The sequence below is a fragment of the Clostridium sp. MSJ-8 genome (genome assembly GCF_018918325.1).
GTDB lineage: Bacteria > Bacillota > Clostridia > Clostridiales > Clostridiaceae > Clostridium.
Map to the genome: position 1 here is coordinate 45,283 of NZ_JAHLQH010000032.1, position 16,309 is coordinate 61,591.

A 16,309-nucleotide genomic window follows, 5' to 3' on the forward strand; every position below is an offset into this window, starting at 1 on the left:
TGACAGGTTTTAAAACTTGTTTTTAAGTCCTGTCAAGGCACTTTTTCTTTGCTTTACTCTATAGGCAGTATACTTTTGTATTGCTTAGGAACTATATTTGCAATATTCTTTCTTAGGCTTGAATTTTATATAATTTCCTATAGAGTAAAAAAGTGCTTTTGGCATAGAGAAAAAAGGTAAATGAGAGATTTTAAAAAAGCCAAAAGCACAATATAAAATTATTTTTATAATAAATTAAGCGGATATTTTATCATAAAAATAATTATTATCATAAAAATAGTCATTATAATAAATATTTTTGCGATGTTTTTTATACATCCTATTTTGTAACAAAGTAATATAATTATCTAAGTCTTGTGATAAATATATCATAAGACAATTAGTTGGTTTCATAAATAATAATAAAAAATTTAACAAATTTTTTCTGAATTTTATCTTATTTCTTAATTTTTTGTTTGTCATTTTAAGCACCTCTATTCCAATTATGTAAATATTATACTAATATATTATATCATTCTTAGACAAAAGTAAAATATTTTCGTAAACCATTTTGTGACAAAAATACCTAAAAAGAATAAAAAATTATATTTTTTCACTAGTTTTTGAAATGAAAAAATGTAGAATAAAAAAATATAAGGTGGTAAAAATAAAGAATATCACTAAATAAAAATGTTATTTTTAGTTATGTTTAAATAATGAAAATGATTTTAGCTATAAACTTGATAATATACAATATAAAAGGTAAAATTATTGTATATAATTTATGGATAAGGAGATTTTTTATGAACATAAGCAATATGGCAATAGAAGAAGTTGTAGAACATATAAACAGACTATATAAGAAAAGTCAAGAAGAGGGCTTAACAGAAGACGAGAAGACTTTTCAACAAGCGTTAAGACAGAGGTATATAGATAATGTTAAGAGAAACTTTAGAGCTCAACTAGAAGGAATTAAGCCAAACAGATAATTATATAGGGGTGGATTTTATATGTCAGTTACAATTGAAAAATTAATCGAAGATTTTGAATTAGAAGTATTAGTAGAAGGAGACATATCAAAAGAGATAACAATAAATGATATAAATAGGCCAGGATTACAACTTGCAGGATTCTATAATTATTTTGAGCCTAAGAGAATTCAAGTTATGGGTAAGGCTGAACTTAGTTTTTTAAATGATATGCAGTTAGAACAACGTAAGAAGAGATTAGCCAAGTATTTTTCTAATGAGATGACTTGCGTTATAATAGCTAGAGGTCTTGAGGTACAAGATGAGTTTATAGAATTAGCAAGTAAACATAATTCACTAGTACTTAGAAGTAAATTATCAACAACTAAACTTATTAGTAAGCTTACTATGTATCTTGCATCTAAGTTAGCACCAGAGACTAGATTACATGGAGTTTTACTAGATGTATATGGAATTGGAATATTAGTTACAGGTGAGAGTGGAATAGGTAAGAGTGAAACTGCATTAGAACTTATTAAGAGAGGACATAGATTAGTAACTGATGATGCAGTAGATATAAGAGAAATAGATGGAGAATTAATAGGAACATCTCCAGATATAACTATGGGTATGCTAGAAGTTAGAGGAATAGGAATTATAGATGTTTCAGCTCTATATGGTTTAAGCTCAACTATTCCTGAGAAATCAATATCATTTGTAATGCATTTTGAGCATTGGAAGGATGATGGAGATTATGATAGATTAGGTACAGATAATGAATATGTAGAGATATTAGGTGTTAAGGTTAAGAAGCTTACGTTACCAGTTAGAACTGGAAGAAATATTGCGGTGCTTATAGAAGCAGCAGCAGCTAATTATAGATATTCATTATTATCAGATACATCTCCTATAGAAATTATAGAGAGAAGAATAGATAATTCATTAAAATAAGAAAATGAGGCGATGTTTTATGAAAGAAAAAGTAAAGAATGCATGGGAGAAATATGATGAAGCATCGATAAAGGATGTTTTTGATTTCTCAGAAGGATACAGAAAATTCATTTCTGATTGTAAGACAGAGAGAGAATGTGTTAGGGAATCTATAAGATTAGCAGAAGCTAAAGGCTATGTTAACTTACAAGATATTATTAAAAACAAAACACCATTAAAGCCAGGGGATAAGGTATATGCTGATAATATGGGAAAGGCAATAGCACTATTTCTTATAGGAACAGAAGATATAAGTAATGGTCTTAAGATATTAGGTGCACATATTGATTCACCTAGACTAGATCTTAAGCAAAATCCATTATATGAAGATACAGATATGGCTATGTTAGATACTCATTATTATGGTGGAATAAAAAAATATCAATGGGTTACACTACCTCTAGCAATTCATGGTGTAGTTGCGAAGAAAGACGGAAGTGTTATAAACATTAATATAGGTGAATCAGATAATGATCCAGTTGTTGGAATAACTGATTTACTTATTCACTTGTCTCAAACTCAATTAGAGAAAAAGGCAAGAGTAGTTATAGAAGGTGAAGATTTAAATGTCTTAATAGGAAGCATTCCTCAGAAGACAGAAAAGAAAGATAAAGTAAAAGCAAACATACTAAACATACTAAAAGAAAAATATGATTTTGAAGAAGATGATTTCTTATCAGCAGAATTAGAAATTGTTCCTGCAGGAAAAGCAAGAGATTACGGTATAGACAGAAGTATGATAATGGGATATGGACAAGATGATAGAATATGTGCATATACATCACTTATGGCTATGTTAGAAATGCAAAAATGTGATAAAACATGTGCATGTTTATTAGTAGATAAAGAAGAAATCGGTAGCGTTGGAGCTACAGGAATGCATTCTAAATTCTTTGAGAATATGGTTGCAGAGTTAATTGATAGAACTGGAGAATATTCAGAGTTAAAATTAAGAAGAGCATTAACTAACTCTAAGATGTTATCATCAGATGTAAGTGCTGCTTTTGACCCTAACTATCCTGCAGTAATGGAGAAGAAGAATTCTGCATATTTTGGTAGAGGTATTGTATTTAATAAGTATACAGGTTCAAGAGGAAAATCAGGTTCTAATGATGCTAATGCAGAATATATGGCTGAACTTAGAAGAATAATGGATGACAATGATGTATCATTCCAAACAGCAGAATTAGGTAAAGTTGATCAAGGTGGCGGTGGTACAATAGCTTATATAACTGCTAACTATAATATGAATGTAATTGATGCAGGTATAGCTATTCTTAATATGCATTCACCTTGGGAGATATCAAGTAAAGTAGATATATATGAAACATATAGAGGATATATTGCATTCTTAAATGAAGCATAATATCATTTTAAAATTTCAAATGAATTAGTTAATTATAAAAATACTTAAGGTCTTTTCTATGAAAATGTTGAAGTTATAATGAGTAATATTATCCAATAAATAACTTCAACACGGTTATGGAAAAGACCTTATATTTTATAAAAGTATATATGATTGGTTGTGAATTTGACATAAAACTACATCTAAATTACAGAAGCTTAGATTTGTAAAACTCATAGAATTCATTAAAATATTCTATTGGATAAGGAATTTTACCTATATCACCATGTTTGGTGTCTGTTATAGAATTACCATGACAATCAGAACCACCAGTTATTAATAGATTATTTTCTCTAGCTAATGCTACTAATCTTTTTTCATCATCTGGAGTGTTTTGATAATAAATAGCTTCCATTGCATCAAATCCTAAGTTCATAAAGTCAGAAACAGGTGAATATTTTATTAGAACAGGATGTGCAAGAGATACTATACAATTATATTTTTTTAGTAGAGCTATGCCTTCTTCTGTTGGAATTCTACATACAGGTTCATAAGCAGGGCATCCTTTACCTATAAAATTATCAAAAATGTAATCTGTAGTATAATTATAGCCTTGAGCAATTATTTCAGCAGCAATGTGAGGTCGTGCAATTATATTTTTGCTTCTTTTTCTTACATTGTCAAAATCTATATCTATATTGCAGTTGTTTTTTAATTTTTCTATCATAATCTTGGCTCTATTGAATCTTCTATTTTCTAATTCTTCTAAAAAACTAATAAGCTCAGGATTATTGTAATTATCATCAGTAAAATATCCAAGTATATGTATACTTTCTTCATTATATTCAGTAGAGAGTTCTATTCCTGGAATAAATGTTAAAGGTAAGATTTTGCTAACATTTATTGCTTCAGGTAAACCAGATACAGTATCATGATCAGTTATTGCAAAAAATTCAACATCATTATTAAGTGCTCTGTTAATCATTTCAGTAGGTGTAAGTAATCCATCTGAGAAAGTTGTATGGTTATGTAAATCAGCTATAGCCATATGTAAATAACTCCTTTCATAAAAACAATATATTATATATTTTACTATAATAAAAAAGAATATACCAAATAAATGTGTTATAATCGTGTATGATAAAGATTGAAAGGAACATAAATATGTTACTAATGATAGATAATTACGATTCATTTGTATATAATCTTGTTAGATATTTTAGAGAACTAGATGAAGATATAGAAGTATATAGGAATGATAAAATAACAATAGAAGAGATAGAAGAGAAACACTATGAAGGAATAATAATATCTCCAGGTCCTAAGAATCCCAAAGAAGCAGGATTATCTCTAGAAATAATAAACAAATTTAAAGGAAAAGTTCCTATACTAGGAATATGTTTAGGACATCAATGTATAGGGGAAAGTTTTAATGCAAAGATAACAAAAGGTGAATATCCAGTTCATGGTAAGGTAAGCAAAGTGATACATAATAATGAAGGGATATTTAAAGATTTAAAGAATCCGCTTAATGTAACTAGATATCATTCACTTATAGTGTCTAAGATAGACTTTCCAGAGGAACTTGTTATTACAGCCGAAACTTCAGATGGAGTAATAATGGGAATTAGACATAGAGAATATCCTATATATGGAGTTCAATTTCATCCAGAAGCAGAACTTACAGAAGAAGGGCATAAATTATTAAAGAATTTTATATATGAATGCAAGAGGTTTAATAATGAATTTTAGAATTAAACAATTAGATAAGAATTATAATAGTCTTAACGTATTTAAACTATTTAATTATGACAATAATATATATCTAGATAGTGCAAAGCTAGATTCTAAGTTAGGAAGATATTCTTTTATTGGAGTTAATGTATTATCAACATTTATGAGTAGAGGTCATGATGCATATATAGATGGTAATAAGGTTTTAGGAGAACCTTTTGAAGTATTGGAGAAATTAATTTCTAAATATAATATAGCATATGATTCCAACATTCCATTTGTAGGAGGACTTGTAGGGTATTTTTCTTATGATATGGGAAGAATATTAGAAGAGTTACCTGATACTTCAGAGAGTTTTATAGATATTCCTGATAGTATATTTTATTTATATGAGAATATAATCATATTTGATCATGAAAATAATAAGACATACATAACAGCATTAGGATTTATAGAAAATAGTATAGAAAATATATATAATACAATATTAAACAAATATTCTGATGAAGAGTTAGAAATAGAACTTGGAGCAGAGAATACAGAATTTTATTCTAATTTTACAAAAGAAGAATATATAAAGGCTATTTCTAGTATGAGAGAATATATAAGAAATGGGGATATGTATATTGCTAATATGACCAGAGATGTATGGTGTGATAACTATGAAGATTCATTTACTATATATGAGAAACTTAGAACTATTAATCCGGCTCCATTTGCTGCATATATGGATTGCGGAGATTTTCAGATTATTTCATCATCACCTGAGAGATTTATGTATGTACAAGATAGAAAAGCATATACTAGACCTATTAAGGGAACTAGACCTAGAGGATATAATATAGAAGAAGATAATAAGAATAGAGAAGAATTAATTAATTCTGAGAAGGATAAGTCAGAATTACTTATGATAGTAGATTTAGAGAGAAATGACCTAAGTAAAGTATGTAAAGCATCAACAGTTAAGGTTACTGAATTATTTAAGATTGAAGAGTATGCAACAGTATTTCACCTTGTATCTGAGATAGAAGGTGTGCTTGAAGATAATGTTTCTAGTGTAAGATGTATTAAGGAGTGTTATCCTGGAGGATCTATTACTGGAGCACCTAAGATAAGAGCAATGGAGATAATAGAAGAATTAGAAGGACTTAAGAGAAATATATATACAGGGTGTATAGGATATTTTGATATAAGAGGTAATTGTGATTTTAATATAGCTATTAGAACAATAATTAAAAAAGATAATAAAGCATATTTTGGCGTAGGTGGCGGAATAACTTATGAAAGTGATGCAGAAGCAGAATGGTATGAAACTATAGATAAGGCAAAGGCTCTAATGAGAGTATTATAGGGGGAATTTATTATGCGTGATATATTATATAATGAAGATAAAGTTTATGTTGATCAAGGTGTATTTTTTGGTAAAGGAGCATTTGAAACAATAGCATATTATGATAAACCAGTATTGTTAGATTATCATATTGAGAGATTAAAGAAGGCTCTAGATGTTTTAAATATGGATCAGCTAGAAGAGAAGAAGTTAAGAGAATTTATAGATGACAAATTATCTCTACATAATACATCTTTTAAGATAACTGTAACTGATAAAAATATTATAATATCAACAAGACCTATACCATATACAGAAGATATGTATAGAGATGGATTCAACCTGACTGTATCAGAAGTAAGGAGAAATAAGACTTCTAGACTTACTTACATAAAATCTTGTTGTTATTATGAAAATATATTACAGAAGCAAGAAGCAGTAAAAAAAGGATATAATGATTTGATTTTTTTGAATGAAGAGGATAAAATTACAGAAACAAGTTGTGCTAATATATTCTTTGTGAAGGATAAAAAGATATATACACCAAAGGTATCAGAAGGATTGCTAGAAGGTGTAATAAGAAGATGGATTATGGATAATTATGAGGTTATAGAGACTTCTATAGATATAGAAGATATATCAGAATATGATGAAGTATTTATAACAAATAGCTTAATGGGAATTATGAAAGTTTCTAAAATAAATAATACATCCTATAATAATGGAGAAATTAGTAGTATAATAAGAAAAGATTATGAAAACACCAAGATAAATTAGGAGGAATTAATTGAAATGATTAATAAGGATAAAGTAAAAGAAGGAGTAAAGCTTATACTAGAAGCTATAGGAGAAGATCCTAATAGAGAAGGTCTTATAGAAACTCCAGATAGAATTGCTAGAATGTATGAGGAGATTTTTTCTGGACTAGGTCAGACAGCTGAAGAACATTTATCTAAAACTTTTACTGTAGACAATAATGATTTAGTAATAGAAAAAGATATTACATTTTATTCAATGTGTGAACATCATTTAGTTCCTTTCTATGGTAAGGCGCATATTGCATATATTCCAAATGGAAAGGTTGCAGGTTTATCTAAACTAGCAAGAACAGTAGAAGTGTATGCCAAGAAACCTCAATTACAAGAGCAATTAACAGCAGAGATAGCAGATGCAATACAAGAATATTTAGGAGCTCAAGGGGTAATGGTTGTAATAGAAGCTGAGCATATGTGTATGACTATGAGAGGCGTTAAGAAACCAGGAACTAAGACAGTAACTACAACATATAGAGGAAAATTTGTAGAAGACAAGGAATTAAGAAATGAAGTTTTCTACTTATTAGATAGATAGATGAATAAGGTAAATGAGATACTTCATAACAAAAAATACACAAAATATCTTAATGAATTAAATGAATTAGAACAAGATAGGGAGTTCTGTAAGCATACAATGGAGCATTTTCTTGATGTATCAAGAATAGCTTACATTAAGGTTTTAGAGAATAATCTTAATTATTCAAAGGATATAATATATGCAATTGGACTATTGCATGATATAGGGAGAGTACTTCAATATAATAAAGGAATTCCTCATGATGAAGGAAGTGTAATTATAGCTAGAGATATATTATCAGAAACCTCTTATACAGAAGAGGAAGTAGAAATAATCCTAAGGGCAATTGATTCTCATAGAAGAAAAACTGTTGGGGAACTAGAGAATATAATATATACTAGTGATAAGGAATCTAGAAATTGTTTTATGTGTTTAGCTGAGAAGGAATGTTATTGGAGTAAGGACAAGAAAAATTTTGATATAATTATATAAATAAAGAGGTAATTAATTATGAAAATAGGAACAAAAGAATTTAATTTAGGCGAAAGAACGTATGTAATGGGGATACTTAATGTTACTCCTGATTCATTTTCTGATGGTGGAAAATTCAATGAATTAGATGCAGCTGTTGAGAGAGCTGGAAAGCTTATAGAAGAGGGAGCAGATATAATAGATATAGGAGGAGAGTCAACTAGACCTAACTTCGAAGTCGTTTCAGTAGAAGATGAAATAGAGAGAGTTGTACCAGTTATAAAAGCTATAAAAGCTAAATATGATATTCCTATATCTATAGATACATATAAGGCTGAAACTGCAGAAGCAGCAATATTAGCAGGAGCAGATGTTATTAATGACATATGGGGATTTAAAAAAGATAAAAATATGGCAAAGGTAGCTGCTAAATATGATGTACCATGTATATTAATGCATAATAGAGATAATACTGATTATGATAACTTGATGAAAGACATAATAACTGATTTAACTGAATGTATAAGCATAGCACTTGAAAATGGTGTAGACAGAGATAAGATAATACTTGATCCAGGAATAGGATTTGGAAAGACTCTAGAACAAAACTTAAGTGTAATGAATCATTTAGAAGACTTAAAGAAATTCGAATTACCTATACTTCTTGGAACATCTAGAAAGTCAATGATAGGATTAACATTAGATCTTCCAGTAGATGAGAGAGTTGAAGGAACAATTGCTACTACTGTATTAGGAATTGTAAAAGGTTGTGAATTCATAAGAGTTCATGATGTTAAGGAAAATAAGAGAGCATGTGTAATGACAGATGCAATGTTAAAAGCTAAATAATAAGGGGCTTAGAATATATGGACAAGATATATTTAAAAAATGTAGAGATATTTGCAAATCATGGAGTGTTTAACGAAGAAAAAACATTAGGACAGAAATTTGTATTGGATTTAGAGTTAACATTAGATCTAAGAGAAGCTGGTGTTACTGGGGATTTAACTAAATCAGTGCATTATGGCGAGTTATGTCATGGAATAGAGAAAGAATTTACTAGATGTTCTTATGATCTTATTGAAACTGCAGCAGAAAAGATAGCAGAATATACATTATGTAATTATCCAGAAGTAAAGTCTGTTAAAGTAACACTAAAGAAACCTTGGGCACCAATAGGTAGACATTTAGATTATGCTGCTGTAGAGATAGAACGTGCTTGGCACACAGCTTATTTGTCAATAGGTAGCAATATGGGTGATAAGAAGCATAATCTTGAAGTAGCTATAGAGAAGATTGCAGAAGGTAAGGATACTATAGTACAAGAAATATCTAGTTTTATTGTTACAGAACCATGGGGGTATACTGATCAAGAAGAATTCCTAAATGGTGCAGTTAAATTAAAAACTCTTCTTACTCCTAGAGAACTTATGCAGAAGCTTTTAAACATAGAGAGTGATATGAAGAGAGAGAGAATTGTTAGATGGGGACCTAGAATTATAGATCTTGATATAATTATGTATGATGATCTAGTAAGTGATGATGAAATGGTTATATTGCCTCATCCTAGAATGGAAGAGAGGGAATTTGTACTAAAACCATTATGTGAAATTAACCCTAATATCGTTCATCCATTAAGTAAAAAGCGTGTATTTAGATTATTAGAGGAACTTCAAGATCAAAGTAAGTAATTACAATAAATGAATTAAAATGTAATATGTGAAAAGATTATTAGTGTTTTTTTAGTACTTATTTTCTTTTCCATAAGTATGTTGAAATATTATTTACTATAAAGTAAAACAAAAAGGCGGTTACATTATAATGTGTAAGCGTCTTTTTGTGAGCTTGTAGTAGATTTAGATTATTATAAAAAAATACAAATAGTTTTATATATAAGATAAATAGTTAATATGCCTATTGCAATCCAGGCAACAGATAATGAAGCTTTCTTATTCAATGTTATTTTGATACCTCTCAATAAGTGATTTTAACATTCTAACGGATTTAATAGGGTGTTTTCCATAGGAAGTTTCACCGCATAAAATGAATCCGTCTATATTTATTTTTATATAATTATATATGCATTCAACTTCGGTAAGAGTTGGTGAAGTGCTCTTTTTTAAGGAATCTAATAGATGAGTTGCTATAATAATTTTTTTGTTTTGAGATTGAGTTTTATTTATTATAATATCTTCTATAAGTGGAGCTTCTAATAAGGAGGTTTCTGGAATTAAGTCGCCTCTTCCTATAATTATTCCATCACATTCATTTAGTATAGAGTTTATATTGTTGTAACCTACTAGAGTTTCGATTTTGGCAAAAACTTTAGGGCTTGAATTAGAATGAGACTTAATGTAATTTTTTAGATGTATTAAATCTAAAGAATCTTCAACAAAAGATTGCGAGATAATGTCTATAGAGTTTTTAAGACCCCAATTTAAGTATTTTTTATCATTATTAGATAAATGATTAGAGCATTTCTTTAACCCTGGAATGTTGCAGCCTTTTGTTTCTCGTATTATTCCATTATTTTTGGATATAGTAAGTATTCCTTTAGAGGATATATCTAGTATGTTAAAATTTAGCGTGCCATCTTTTATGGATATATTAGTTATTGGAGAAGCTATAAGTGAATCATTGTCAATGGTAAGAGGAACTATTAAGATATTTTTTTGAGTATTAAGGGAAGTATAGACGTCTTCTCCACAAAATAGAACTTTGGTTCCTGTGTTTATAGATAATGTGTTTTTTAATTTATTGCTTACTCGTATCTTAGAACCAGCAAGGTCTAAGAGAATATGTATGTTATGATTATTCTTTTGAGTGTAGTTAATTATATCTTGAAATTCATAAGTAGTACCATGTGCAGCATTTAATCTTATTGTATCTAGACCACTATTTATTAAGTTAGAGAGTATAGATTTATTCTTGGTATTCATACCACTAGTTCCTATTATATACATACAAAGACTCCTTTAAAATAACATTCTTTATTATTATTACTATTTATGAAGAATTTATATCACATAAATATAAAAAAACTGAATAAATTTATAAATATAATTTATTTTATGTTGGGGGAATAATGGTGAAGAAAATAAATCTAATATATTTAGCTTTTGTTTTAGTAATAGTATTACAAGGTTGTTTTTTTGATGATCCAAAATATGTTCATATAAAAGAAAAAGGAAGCTTAAATTATTATTCAAATGAAGTTTATAATAAAATATTATTAGGTGAAGAATATACAATTGAGGTTTTTTATACAGACATAACAGAAGCTAGTCCTATAGATGAAACTGAATCTAAAATAATAGAAAATTTTTTTTCTAGTTTAGAAGAAAAGAATTATAAAAAATATAGAGATATTGAAGAGATAGAACCTTATCAGATAAGAATAAAATTCAAATCAGGAGATAAGTATATAATAAAGATTTATGATAAAGATAGAGCAAGAGTGTTTCCTTGGGACGGCGTATTTAATGAAGATGTTATTGATATGAAGGGGGTTCCCTTAAGATATAATCTATATGATTTTTGTAAGACTGTAGAAGAGAGAAAAAATTATATGCAATAGTAGGTATAAAAAAATTAAGTATGGGAATAATAAAAAATGCAGATTAAGTAGGAAGGAGTAATTTCTGAATAAGATAGGGTTCAGAAGTGATAGTTTTGAATATATTTAAGAGGATTTTTTATATTTTTTCAGCTTTATTTTTGGTATATATAGTATATAAGATTTCGATATTATTACTTATGGTTGGATTAGATACTATGTCTAGAGAATTCTTTTTATTAGTTCTAGGAATATATTTAGTTATACCATTAGTTAAAAACCTTAGATTGAAGACATCAGATTTGAATTGTATAGAGATAAATAATAATATTAGTAGAGTATGTAAGAAGATAAAGGATTCTAAGACTACTAGTCTGTTAGGATTAACATTGAAGTATAACAATATAGAGAAATATTTTGATGCTATTATTATTAATAAACATGGAGTATTTAATATTGTATTCTGTGATTATAAGGGGAATATAGTAGTTTCAGAATATAATTCGTGGAAGAAAGTCAATAATAGAAGAGAAGAAACATTAGTATCACCTATCAATAAGATTAGAGAAAATAGAGAATTACTATCAAAAGTATATAAGGAAGAAGAGATAAACGACTTAATTGTTATGATAGATGAAAGTGTAGATGTGACAGAAGAAGAAAGCAGTAGTGTACCTATAGTTATGTATATGGATTTAGCTGATTATATAGATAATTTTGATAATGAAGAGGAATATAATGAGGATGAATTATATGATAAACTATATCCTATTATAGTTACAGAAAGAGAACTGCAACAAGATAATAAGTTATTTCAGAAATATCTAGATTATAAGTGGCAATATCGTAGTAGAATTACAATTATATCATTTGCTGCAGTTTTGTATATATTTAAGATGATAGGATGATAAAAATTTCTCACATATAAATTCATAGGCTTACATGTTTATGGATTTTGTTAACAAAAAAATGCCTATTTCAATTTATTAAATGAAATGGGCATTTTCATGTATGAAATAATTTTTTTTTTTAGAACTATTTCTTTGGTTCATAATTAAATTTTATAGATATTTCTTTAATTTCTCCACTAGAATTTTTTCTGATGTTGATATGTTTTATATCAGCACAATCAATATCTAATTGATGAGTAAGTTCAGTTATAGTAGCTTTTACTTTTTTAGTAACACCACCGTCAACTATAACTTGAAATCTAGATTTTCTACATATAGTTTCATCTCTGTTATCATCTAAGATTACATAATATTCTGGAGCTTCTTCAATAACTGTATATTCCTTATTAATTGTTAAACTTGAACATAAGTTATTATCAATACATTTAACTATCATAAATAATACCCCCTGATTCTTTACATGATGTGATTATAAAATTATTTACAACTTAAATATAATACAGAAATTTAAAGTTGTCTACTGTTTAATAAAAATAAATTTTATATTTTATGTAAAGGTATAAATATAGAATATAAGCTTAAGTAAAAGTTTACAATTTGTTAATTGAAATTTATTTACAAAAGTAGAATAATATACATGAAGGGGGAGAGATTTATGGAAGTATTAAACAATGTTATATCAATTAAAACAGAAGATTTATTATTAAAAAAAGCAAAAGAATTAGGGTTCTTAGAAAACAATAGTTTATATTATTTAAAGAACTTATATATAAAGAATTACAAACCTATATTATATGTATTTAATGACAAGAAGTTTATAAAACTTAGGATGGAAGGAAATTCAATTAATATATCTATGTATAATAAATCAGATATAAGAACAATAAAATGTGATATAGATGAAGATGAGAGATATAGATTGATTATAGAGTTTGGTGATGAAGTAGAATGTTTTGATGGATATAATGATACTTCTGATCAATATTCTAGTAGATTTAATGAGATAATTAAAGACATCTTAATATATTTATATAAATAACACTCAAAATAAAAAAAGAGTTTGTCATAAAGTAGTAAATTTATATTCTATTACTTTGGCAAACTTTTTTTTTATTTTGGTTTTAATTTCAATTTTTATAAAAATAAGAATATGTTAAGAGGGTGAGGAATAATTATATAGTGTATTATTATGTTCAATTTTAAAGGGGTATTTTTAATGAAGAAGATTATTTTATTAGAATCATCATTACAAAGCAAGGAAAAATCATTATATTCATTAACTAAAGCTCAAATTGTTTTATTACTAAATAAATACGGATTAAATGTAGATATAAAGATTATATCTATAGGAAACAAGAATAAGGTTCATAAAATAATATACAAGGACGACATAGTGCTAATTAAGGAATATGGAATACCTAAGAGAGAACTAATTCATTCATATATATATTCTAAGCTAGGTAGCTTTGGAAATAGTAAAAATACATTACTTAAGGAAATAGAATCTGCAGATTATATATGGGATATGAGTAATGGCGAAGGATTCAATGATGGAAATGGAGTTAAGAGCTATATATTATCAATGTTAAATAAAAAGCTTGTATTAAATAAGAATAAACCACTTATATTGATGCCACAATCTATAGGACCATTTGATAGTAAAATTAGAGAAAAATATGCAAGAAAAGTGATAGAATCTGCTAGAGAAGTGTTTGTACTAGATGGGTATAGTAAGGACTATATAGAACAAGATTTGAGGTGCATTAGAAGAGTTAATGTGTTACCAGATCTATCATATTACTATGAAGAAAAACAGAGGGAATTAGTGCATGAAAATAATAAAAAAAATAGAATAACTGTTGGAATAAATATAAGTTCTAAGTTAGATAAAGAATTAATTACTTATAAAAGTATGATAATGGATATTATAGATGAGTTATTGAAGGATTCAAGGATAGATATATTGCTTATACCTTATGAAGAAGTTTATAGTGAAGAGAGTCATGAAGACTATAGGTTCTGTAATTCAATAGCTTATGGAAATAATAATGAAAGAGTAGAGAGTATAGGTAGGTATTATGAAGAAGAAGCTCTAAGAAGAATAATACACAAGTGTGATTTTTTAATAGGCAGTAGCCCTATAGCTTGTATAGATGCAATTAGTATGTTAGTTCCAACTTATATTATTAGTGGTAATTTATCTTTTATAGATAATCTCAAGAGAAAAAATCTAGAGGATTGTATAGGTAATCTACAGAAAAGCAATAAAAAGGAGATTATAGATAGAATCATAATTCAATTTAATAATAGGGAAGAGATAAGAAGAAGATTATATGATGTAAATTATATAGCTAGAAAAAAAATAGAGGGCATAATAGAATGTGTAGATGCAGAGTATAAGGCAAGATGTTGTACTTTAGAGAATGATAGTGTGCCTAGTAACATTTTATAAGTATAAATAATACTTATAGAATGAGAAGGGAGGCCTTTTTTATGAATGGAATAGATATTAGTGTATATCAATCTGGAATTAACTTTAAGGCTTTAGACAAGAGTATAATATATTGTTATATAAAGGCAACAGAAGGAGTTGGATTTGTAGATAAAGGTTTTAGAACAAACCTTAATAATATAAAACAAACAAATATTAAATATGGGTTCTATCATTATTTTAGTGAAAAAAGTGATCCTAGTGAACAAGCTAAGGATTTTTATAATGCTATAAGAGGAACTGGTTATAGTTTGATTCCGGTATTAGATATAGAGAGTAATGTAGCAAAAAGAAGCAGAAGTGCAGTTTCTGATAGAGCATTGCAGTTTCTAAGGAAATTTAAGGAGTTAAGCAATATAGATTGTATTGTGTATACCTATACTTCATTTGCAAATAGCTATTTAGATAAAAGATTAAGTAGTTATAAATGCTGGATTGCAGATTATAACCAATCTCAAACTGTAAAACCTAATTATGTGTGGAGTAATTTTGTAGGACATCAATATAGTGGATCTGGAAGAATATCTGGTTATAGAGGTAATATAGACCTTGATAATTTTACAACAGGAATTGAAATGACTACTGTAAACAATGTTGTAGGTGGACAAGTATCTAATGAATCAACTACTTCTCATGCTATTTCAATATTACAAGGAGAATTAAATAAACAATTTAATGCCAATTTGGTGATTGACAATATTGCTGGGCCGAAAACCCTTAATGCATGTATTATGGTAAGAGAAGGAGCAAGGGGCAATATAACTAGATGGATTCAGAGTAAACTTAATTCATTAGGATATAATTGTGGATCTACTGATGGAATATTTGGTTCTAGAACTAAAGAGGCAGTAGTTAAGTATCAGAGAGATAATAAACTTGTGATTGATGGAATTGTTGGAAAGAATACTTGGAGAAAGTTATTAGGATTATAGATTAAATAGCATTTGATATTACAGCAATGTCGCCGAGGATATTTAGTAAATGAATCGGCGGTAATACATATAACTAAAAAATTATATTATCTTATATCTAGTAGGGGAAAAACAAAAAAATAGCTATATAACTAGGTCTACAACCTAGTTATATAGCCATTCTCACAAAATATAAGTGCCGCCAGTGGGACTTGAACCCACACGGTTGCCCGCATGATTTTGAGTCATGTGCGTCTGCCAATTCCGCCATGGCGGCAAGCAACAATAATA

The 16,309-nt window shown here is 27.9% G+C and carries 18 protein-coding genes and 1 tRNA gene; 15 read left to right on the top strand and 4 right to left on the bottom strand.

The features are described from left to right. The first annotated feature begins 782 nt into the window (after positions 1–782). The 3 genes from KQI77_RS06655 to KQI77_RS06665 are packed head-to-tail and all read left to right on the top strand — an operon-like array spanning position 783 to position 3,303. A complete protein-coding gene (locus KQI77_RS06655) occupies positions 783–968 on the top strand; it encodes a DUF896 domain-containing protein (RefSeq protein WP_216389586.1) in 186 nt (61 codons plus the stop codon). 21 nt (positions 969–989) lie between these two features. Beyond that, positions 990–1,898, top strand: a complete 909-nt coding sequence (gene hprK / locus KQI77_RS06660; RefSeq protein ID WP_216389587.1) for an HPr(Ser) kinase/phosphatase — start codon at positions 990–992, stop codon at positions 1,896–1,898. Positions 1,899–1,917: 19 nt separating this feature from the next. Then, a complete protein-coding gene (locus KQI77_RS06665) occupies positions 1,918–3,303 on the top strand; it encodes an aminopeptidase (protein ID WP_216389588.1) in 1,386 nt (461 codons plus the stop codon). Positions 3,304–3,490: 187 nt separating this feature from the next. Here the strand turns inward: KQI77_RS06665 and KQI77_RS06670 are convergent, their stop codons facing one another. Next, positions 3,491–4,330: a PHP domain-containing protein gene (locus tag KQI77_RS06670; RefSeq protein ID WP_216389589.1), complete on the bottom strand. Its 840-nt coding sequence runs from the start codon at positions 4,328–4,330 to the stop codon at positions 3,491–3,493. Positions 4,331–4,446: 116 nt separating this feature from the next. On the opposite strand from KQI77_RS06670, the gene KQI77_RS06675 reads away from it, so the two are divergent. Genes KQI77_RS06675 through folK form a run of 7 tightly spaced genes read left to right on the top strand, consistent with a single transcriptional unit; the run spans position 4,447 to position 9,840 of the window. Further along, positions 4,447–5,034 carry an aminodeoxychorismate/anthranilate synthase component II gene (locus KQI77_RS06675; protein ID WP_216389590.1) on the top strand — a complete coding sequence of 196 codons (588 nt, stop codon included), beginning with the start codon at positions 4,447–4,449 and terminating at the stop codon, positions 5,032–5,034. Continuing rightward, a complete protein-coding gene (gene pabB, locus KQI77_RS06680; RefSeq protein ID WP_216389591.1) occupies positions 5,024–6,367 on the top strand; it encodes an aminodeoxychorismate synthase component I in 1,344 nt (447 codons plus the stop codon). The genes KQI77_RS06675 and pabB overlap by 11 nt, the downstream gene beginning before the upstream one ends. A gap of 12 nt (positions 6,368–6,379) precedes the next feature. After that, the gene (locus KQI77_RS06685) at positions 6,380–7,123 is read left to right on the top strand and encodes an aminotransferase class IV (protein WP_216389592.1); all 744 of its coding nucleotides are present in this window, start codon (positions 6,380–6,382) and stop codon (positions 7,121–7,123) included. 18 nt (positions 7,124–7,141) lie between these two features. Continuing rightward, positions 7,142–7,696, top strand: coding sequence for a GTP cyclohydrolase I FolE (gene folE, locus KQI77_RS06690; RefSeq protein ID WP_367397284.1), 555 nt, complete (start codon positions 7,142–7,144; stop codon positions 7,694–7,696). Continuing rightward, the gene (locus KQI77_RS06695) at positions 7,697–8,170 is read left to right on the top strand and encodes an HD domain-containing protein (protein WP_216389594.1); all 474 of its coding nucleotides are present in this window, start codon (positions 7,697–7,699) and stop codon (positions 8,168–8,170) included. An 18-nt stretch (positions 8,171–8,188) separates the two neighbouring features. After that, positions 8,189–8,998: a dihydropteroate synthase gene (gene folP / locus KQI77_RS06700; RefSeq protein ID WP_216389595.1), complete on the top strand. Its 810-nt coding sequence runs from the start codon at positions 8,189–8,191 to the stop codon at positions 8,996–8,998. Positions 8,999–9,015: 17 nt separating this feature from the next. Further along, entirely contained in the window at positions 9,016–9,840 is an 825-nt protein-coding gene (gene folK / locus KQI77_RS06705) for a 2-amino-4-hydroxy-6-hydroxymethyldihydropteridine diphosphokinase (protein ID WP_216389596.1), read from the top strand. 258 nt (positions 9,841–10,098) lie between these two features. Here the strand turns inward: folK and KQI77_RS06710 are convergent, their stop codons facing one another. Next, on the bottom strand, positions 10,099–11,112 hold the full coding sequence (locus KQI77_RS06710; protein WP_216389597.1) for a pyruvate kinase: 1,014 nt from the start codon (positions 11,110–11,112) through the stop codon (positions 10,099–10,101). 125 nt (positions 11,113–11,237) lie between these two features. Between KQI77_RS06710 and KQI77_RS06715 the strand changes: the two genes are divergently transcribed. Continuing rightward, positions 11,238–11,726, top strand: coding sequence for a DUF4883 family protein (locus KQI77_RS06715; protein WP_216389598.1), 489 nt, complete (start codon positions 11,238–11,240; stop codon positions 11,724–11,726). 95 nt (positions 11,727–11,821) lie between these two features. Next, positions 11,822–12,613, top strand: a complete 792-nt coding sequence (locus tag KQI77_RS06720) for an NERD domain-containing protein (protein WP_216389599.1) — start codon at positions 11,822–11,824, stop codon at positions 12,611–12,613. A gap of 127 nt (positions 12,614–12,740) precedes the next feature. Here the strand turns inward: KQI77_RS06720 and KQI77_RS06725 are convergent, their stop codons facing one another. Further along, complete coding sequence (locus tag KQI77_RS06725; protein ID WP_216389600.1) at positions 12,741–13,052, bottom strand: hypothetical protein; 312 nt, start codon at positions 13,050–13,052, stop codon at positions 12,741–12,743. A gap of 219 nt (positions 13,053–13,271) precedes the next feature. On the opposite strand from KQI77_RS06725, the gene KQI77_RS06730 reads away from it, so the two are divergent. The 3 genes from KQI77_RS06730 (at position 13,272) to KQI77_RS06740 (ending at position 16,039) form a co-directional block, all read left to right on the top strand. Further along, complete coding sequence (locus KQI77_RS06730) at positions 13,272–13,655, top strand: DUF3908 family protein (protein WP_216389601.1); 384 nt, start codon at positions 13,272–13,274, stop codon at positions 13,653–13,655. 177 nt (positions 13,656–13,832) lie between these two features. Continuing rightward, positions 13,833–15,068 carry a polysaccharide pyruvyl transferase family protein gene (locus KQI77_RS06735; protein ID WP_216389602.1) on the top strand — a complete coding sequence of 412 codons (1,236 nt, stop codon included), beginning with the start codon at positions 13,833–13,835 and terminating at the stop codon, positions 15,066–15,068. A gap of 41 nt (positions 15,069–15,109) precedes the next feature. After that, the gene (locus KQI77_RS06740; RefSeq protein ID WP_216389603.1) at positions 15,110–16,039 is read left to right on the top strand and encodes a GH25 family lysozyme; all 930 of its coding nucleotides are present in this window, start codon (positions 15,110–15,112) and stop codon (positions 16,037–16,039) included. A gap of 176 nt (positions 16,040–16,215) precedes the next feature. Here KQI77_RS06740 and KQI77_RS06745 read toward each other — a convergent pair. Continuing rightward, positions 16,216–16,295 (bottom strand) — tRNA-Leu (locus tag KQI77_RS06745). Positions 16,296–16,309: the final 14 nt, after the last annotated feature.